At 59.2% G+C, this 5,317-nt stretch carries 5 protein-coding genes; all 5 read right to left on the bottom strand.

Translation table 11 applies throughout. The features are described from left to right. Nucleotides 1–117 precede the first annotated feature (117 nt). Nucleotides 118–1,266 carry a polysaccharide biosynthesis/export family protein gene (locus ABSH63_RS15575; protein ID WP_352891011.1) on the bottom strand — a complete coding sequence of 383 codons (1,149 nt, stop codon included), beginning with the start codon at nucleotides 1,264–1,266 and terminating at the stop codon, nucleotides 118–120. Next, nucleotides 1,263–2,393 carry a KpsE/RkpR family capsule polysaccharide export protein gene (locus ABSH63_RS15570; protein ID WP_352891009.1) on the bottom strand — a complete coding sequence of 377 codons (1,131 nt, stop codon included), beginning with the start codon at nucleotides 2,391–2,393 and terminating at the stop codon, nucleotides 1,263–1,265. Before ABSH63_RS15570 ends, ABSH63_RS15575 begins: the two co-directional genes overlap by 4 nt. Next, nucleotides 2,390–3,061: an ABC transporter ATP-binding protein gene (locus ABSH63_RS15565; RefSeq protein ID WP_352891007.1), complete on the bottom strand. Its 672-nt coding sequence runs from the start codon at nucleotides 3,059–3,061 to the stop codon at nucleotides 2,390–2,392. The genes ABSH63_RS15570 and ABSH63_RS15565 overlap by 4 nt, the downstream gene beginning before the upstream one ends. Nucleotides 3,062–3,131: 70 nt before the next feature. Further along, the gene (locus ABSH63_RS15560; RefSeq protein ID WP_352891005.1) at nucleotides 3,132–3,950 is read right to left on the bottom strand and encodes an ABC transporter permease; all 819 of its coding nucleotides are present in this window, start codon (nucleotides 3,948–3,950) and stop codon (nucleotides 3,132–3,134) included. A 48-nt stretch (nucleotides 3,951–3,998) separates the two neighbouring features. Then, nucleotides 3,999–5,027: a GSCFA domain-containing protein gene (locus tag ABSH63_RS15555; protein WP_352891003.1), complete on the bottom strand. Its 1,029-nt coding sequence runs from the start codon at nucleotides 5,025–5,027 to the stop codon at nucleotides 3,999–4,001. Nucleotides 5,028–5,317 lie beyond the last annotated feature (290 nt).

The raw sequence follows: 5,317 nt of genomic DNA, 5'->3' as shown, positions 1-5,317 counted from the left end.
CGTGCTTCAGGATCGCAACGATCTGGGTTTCGGTGAAACGCGACTTCTTCATCAGAACCTCCTGGCTGTACGATGCCAGAAAGCTCTACTTTCAAGTTGTCGCCGCGGCGGGGAAGCTTACGCCTCGAGTTTGCGCAGCATTTGGTCGAGCACCTGCCTCTGCCGGTCAGCGATGCTGCGTCTGTAGAGCTGCAGTCCATTGAGATTGGAGCGGGCGTTCGTATCTACGTGCCCCATGAGGTCCGCCAAGGTGCTTTCGTATGGGAGTGCGATTTGGCTCAGCCCTTCGAACTCACCCTCGACGGTAAGGATGATGGTCGCAATCTGGCGATCAGCAAAGACGATGACCTCGTCACCAGACGATACATGCACGCTGTCCAGCCGTTCATCGATCGGTAGATACTCTGCTTCGCGCTGAGGAGTTTGGTTACGCTGAAGCAGCACGTGAGTTGCGCGTTGATCCAGGCCTGCCATATCCAACAAGCCCTTAAGCGAAGTGCGTTGCTCGAACTCAAACTGGCCCGCGTTACGAACCAACCCAGATACCTTGACTGTGGACTTCTTGGGCCAAACGACGATGGTATCGCCATTCCGGAACTGGAACAGCGGCAACTCACCACGCAAAAGGAAATCGTACAGATTGAAACGCGCAACTGGCTGTCCACCCCGGAGCACACGCACGTCCAAAAAGCTACCGGTCTGCAAGTCAATACCGCCGGCCTTGTCGAGATAGTGCAGCAGTGAATCAGACGCATAGGCGCCATACATCCCTGGCGACACCACATAGCCGGTCACGAAAACCCTGACGGGCTCAGCCGCAGCGAGCGAAGCGTAGACGCCGACATTGTCTCTGTAGACCGATCGTATGCGCGCCGCGATCAACTCGTTGAGTTCGCCATTGCGCACGTTGGCCACTGCAATAGGACCAACGCGGGGCACGAAGATATTGCCCTGTGCATCCACCTCGAGTATCGCCGAAAACTCCGTTGCACCCCAGAGCTTCAAGTCGACGCGATCACCGATGCTGATCGTATAGTCTGGATTGAATCCCTTCACCGACTCGGCTGCGAAGCGACCACGGAACAGCGACGCACCGAACACCCCATCGCCGTTTCGTGGCGCTTCTGTGACCGTTGCCGACGCGATCGGTGGAGCTTTTGCCGCGAGCACCGGCACGGGTGAAGGGGACGGTACCGGCGGCTGTGCCTGAACGGTGGCAGCAAAAGCAAGTGAGAAGTGAACGAGCAGGCGAGGAAGCGGGTTCATTCTCGGTGATCCTGAATTGTGGCAATGATCAGGCTCATCACGAAGTAGGCAAGATTGAGGACCACGAATATCGTGCAGGTCCAGTACAGGGTCAGCGGTCGCTCGACCGAGTCCGGCAAACTGGGCGCCGATAGTGAGACGAGGTACTTGACCTTACGTGCTGTGTCCAACCTGGTGGCCTCAAGCGTCGCAAGGGCAGTCTTGTAGATCTCGCTGGCCAAAGTCAGCTCCACCTGTGCGTCCTGATACGCCAGCATAATGTCGTTGAGCCCCGGATCGTCACTGCCGACCAAACGCGCGCGCTCCTCGGCAACTTGGCGCTCCAGCGCCTCGATCCGAGCCGTGACGGAGACAACTTCGGCGGCCTGAGGATTGAGATATGCAAGCAGTGTGTTGCGCTCGGTGCGCGCCGCCGCCAACTGCTGCAACAGGCCTCCCACGACACTCCCGGCGACTTGACTTTCGGCCTCAGGACTAAAAATAGCGTACTGACGTTGTAGCGAGATCAGCGCGCGCGACGCTTTACGCAGGCGCTCATGCGCACGATCAACTTCTGCGGACACAAAATTCAACTGTTCTCGCGCGAGATGATGACTGACCTCGTTGACGAATTGTTCGGAACGCCTTACGAGCTCCTCAGTGACCTTGTGTGCGTACTCGGCATCGTACGCAACAAACTCGATAGAAAGCACATATGTGTCATCATCCACCTTGGTGCTCAGCCGAGCACGGTAATAGTCGAGAAAGTCAGCAAAGGAAGCACGAGCGCTCAAGCGGCTGATAGGATCAACCTTCGATGCGCTGAAATGACCACGCAGGTCGAGCGTGCGATCTAAGTGCTCTAGCATTGCACGTGAACGCATGAAGGTCTCGACGACGAGTGCATCGATCTTGCTTCTCTGCGCGCCGAGAGACAACACGCCGAGCGCGAGTTCCGCGGCAGCAGCGGACGAGTTGTCATGCTCGATCATGACCTCGGCGCGGCTCACGTAGCCGTCAGTGGACACTAGTCCCAGATAGGTCAGAACAAGCAGGGTCGGCACAACAACAGCAGCCAAATACCGTGTAAACCGGCGATGTTCTGTAAACCACTGCCGGAGCCTGGTGTTCTGGTTTCTGGCGCTCATTGTGCGTGCTGATCCATCTTGTAATCGGCGATCGCCTGGCCGATATCTTCGTAATACTTGACTTGTCCGCCCCGCAGGTATAAGCCCACCTGACAGTCGCGCTGGAGTTGGTCGAGATTGTGACTGACCATGAGCACGCTGGCAGTACCCCGCTTCTGCGCGAATGAGGCTTGCGCCTTGGCGCGGAACTTTTGATCGCCCACGGCCGTGAGTTCGTCGATGAGGTAATAGTCGTAATCGAATGACATACTGATCGAGAACGCCAGTCGTGCGCGCATGCCTGAAGAATAAGTTTCCACAGGCAGATCGAAGAACTCGCCCAGCTCTGCATAGTCGCGAATAAAGGCGACTCGCTCGCGCGCAGTAGCCGGGTCATCGCCGCTGATCCGGCAGATGAACTTGGCGTTGTCGCGTCCAGATATCTTCTGTGCGAAACCGCTTGTCAAGCCCAGCGGAGGCGAAATACTGCCATCAGCCTCGACGGTGCCACGGTCCGGGAGCTCTATGCCACCGAGCAACCTCAGCAATGTGGTCTTGCCGGTACCGTTGCGCCCGATGATTCCCACGTGCGTGCGCGAGGGGATCTCCAGCGTCAAGTCGCGGATCACCGTATGCCTCGCCATCCCTGCGAGCGGATAGGACTTGGTGACACCCTTGATCCGAATCATGGGCGCTCCCAGGCCGATCGGTCTAAGTGGCAACTAAACCGCATTGACAAGGACGAATCGTGACAGGACATCAGATCAGTCGGTACAAGAAACGGCGGTAGCCGCCGAGCCCGATGAAAAGCAAAAGGCCGATCACGGCCCAGACGAAGGCGAAACTGCCCGGCGAGACGTAACCCGGGAGCACTGCGTCGCGGACTTGGTCCACGACATGGAGCACTGGATTCCAAAGCAAGAAGGCTCGGTACTCGGGCGGCACCATGTCAATGGTAAAGAACAATCCGGAAATGAACAGCATCGGCCTCATGATGAGGCCAAAGATGCGCTTAAGGTCGATGAATACCGTGCCAAAGACTTCGAACGCCAAACCCAGCGCTGTGCCGAGAGCAAAAAGCGAGAACAGGCCCGCTACCAATCGCAGCGGATCCTCCACATGTATCTCCCGGCCACTCCAGGCCCAGCCCGCAACGAACAAAAGGCCGACACCAGACATGAGTATGGCATCGATCAAGCAGCGCGCGAGGATCACGTCAATGGGCTTGATTTGCCGATAGTTGAACAAGCCTTTCAGGCTTTCGCAGACTCCCTGCGCACGGCTCACGCAGTTGGAAAATAGAAAGTACGGCACGGCGCCGAAAACGAAGAAGATGACCGGGCTCTCGCCATAGATAGAGGCGTGTCCGCCACGGATTCCGGCGTGTAGCACCGTCAACAGCGCCACCATGGCTGCCGGCTCCGCAAAAGCCCAAAAGTAGCCAAGGCGCATTCGGCCGAACTGGTTCTTTAGCTCCCGCAACATGAAGGCCTGCAGCGAGGTCAGGAATACCTCTAGGCTGCTGCGGCCGCGCCGGCGCGGTGGCAATGAGGCCGTTGCGACGACTTGCTCAGTCATGACCAGCGCGCACTCTGAAGAGTCTCATCGGCCATCAATTCCTCACATTCAGTGCCGGCAATGATCTGCGACAGCTACATCGCTGGATCGACCGACGCCGCTGGGATACGCGCCGCTGCCGCAGCGGCTGATGCTTCGATCTCGCAGGCGGCTAAGAAGGCGTCCATGACGGTCTGCACAGCGGGCGCTGGTGACGTTGCGCCGGTGGGCAGCATAGAACGCTTCGGGCGCCTGCGGGCCTGAAACGATCTCGTGCGCCGGAAAGTAGGACACATCGATGTGCCGCTGACATATCTCCTCGGCGGCAACCCACAGCACCGATCTGCTGTACACAGTGGCCGCAAGCACGTGCCCGTCTGTGGCAGTCGCCACCAGCGGCGCCGCTGAGGCGGTGAAGATCAGGCGCACGGTCGGATTCACTCTTCGCAGCTCGGCCACGAACGCGTCGAGATCCGCCGCGACCTCAGCCACGGAGAAGTTGACGAATCGATGTCTCCGCTCGTCGAACCGCCCGGCGACAGTGCCGGGGCACGCCGGGAATACGGCACCGTCGACGGCGCTGACCCAAGCCTCGGTCAGACCGAGCGTGAAAATGAAGACCGCGGCCTGCAGGAAAACCTCGCGTACTGCCCGCAGGTGTTGCGCGGTCAGCAAGTCAAACTCCGCGTCACCGGATGCGGGGTAACGCAGCCCTGGGCGATACGGATCGATTACGCTACCGTCGCAGTACCAGCGGTCCTCGGCAGGCCGCAAATACCCCAAAGCGCGCCGCAGGAGCTCTAGCAGTTGGCGCGCCGTATAGACATTGCCGTATGCGGCGCTGAAGTTCGCGTAGCCTGGGTTCTCCGCTGGCGTGTCTGCCAGCGCGGGATGCGGCGGCTCGACTCGCCAGTAGCGCAGACCAGCGCGCCCAAGGTAGGGCACAAGGTTGGCCGCGAAGCAGCTCCCCACCGACGCCAGCAAGTCGGTCGCACGGACCATCGGCCCGTCCCGGCTGCAAGCCTGACGCGGATCGAAACCTTTCGAAACGGCCCGACTCCAGAATGCGATCGCTGGAGCGGTCTGGTAGGGATGCATGCGCGAATTATGACAGCGTCACCATAGGCTCAGGCGAGATGCCGTTCAATGGCACGCAGCATAATGCGGCCCCGAAGTTCAGGTTGGCGTGTGTGGCGTCTCGCACCCAGAACTCAGGGCGCAGAAACCCTTCCGGCGTCAATAGCGCATTGGGTACCGCACAGAACTGTCGCCTCCCCCAGTTTAGTGCCACGGATTACTAGAGGTCTCGGGGTGGTGGTGAAGTCGGTATTCGACGGGCGTGAGATCGCGTAGTGACTCGTGCGGGATCTCGTGGTTGTAGTCGTGCA

Origin of the sequence: Sinimarinibacterium thermocellulolyticum, assembly GCF_040327995.1 — a bacterium.
Lineage (GTDB): Bacteria > Pseudomonadota > Gammaproteobacteria > Nevskiales > Nevskiaceae > Solimonas > Solimonas thermocellulolyticum.
The sequence above is the reverse complement of the archived record's forward strand: the minus strand, read 5'-3'. Positions and strand labels throughout refer to the sequence as shown.

Bases quoted from the DNA above. Each gene is read 5' to 3' on its own strand.
- ABSH63_RS15555 (WP_352891003.1), bottom strand. From the start codon at position 5,027: ATGCATCCCTACCAGACCGCTCCAGCGATCGCATTCTGGAGTCGGGCC.
- ABSH63_RS15575 (WP_352891011.1), bottom strand. From the start codon at position 1,266: ATGAACCCGCTTCCTCGCCTGCTCGTTCACTTCTCACTTGCTTTTGCT.
- ABSH63_RS15570 (WP_352891009.1), bottom strand. From the start codon at position 2,393: ATGAGCGCCAGAAACCAGAACACCAGGCTCCGGCAGTGGTTTACAGAA.
- ABSH63_RS15560 (WP_352891005.1), bottom strand. From the start codon at position 3,950: ATGACTGAGCAAGTCGTCGCAACGGCCTCATTGCCACCGCGCCGGCGC.
- ABSH63_RS15565 (WP_352891007.1), bottom strand. From the start codon at position 3,061: ATGATTCGGATCAAGGGTGTCACCAAGTCCTATCCGCTCGCAGGGATG.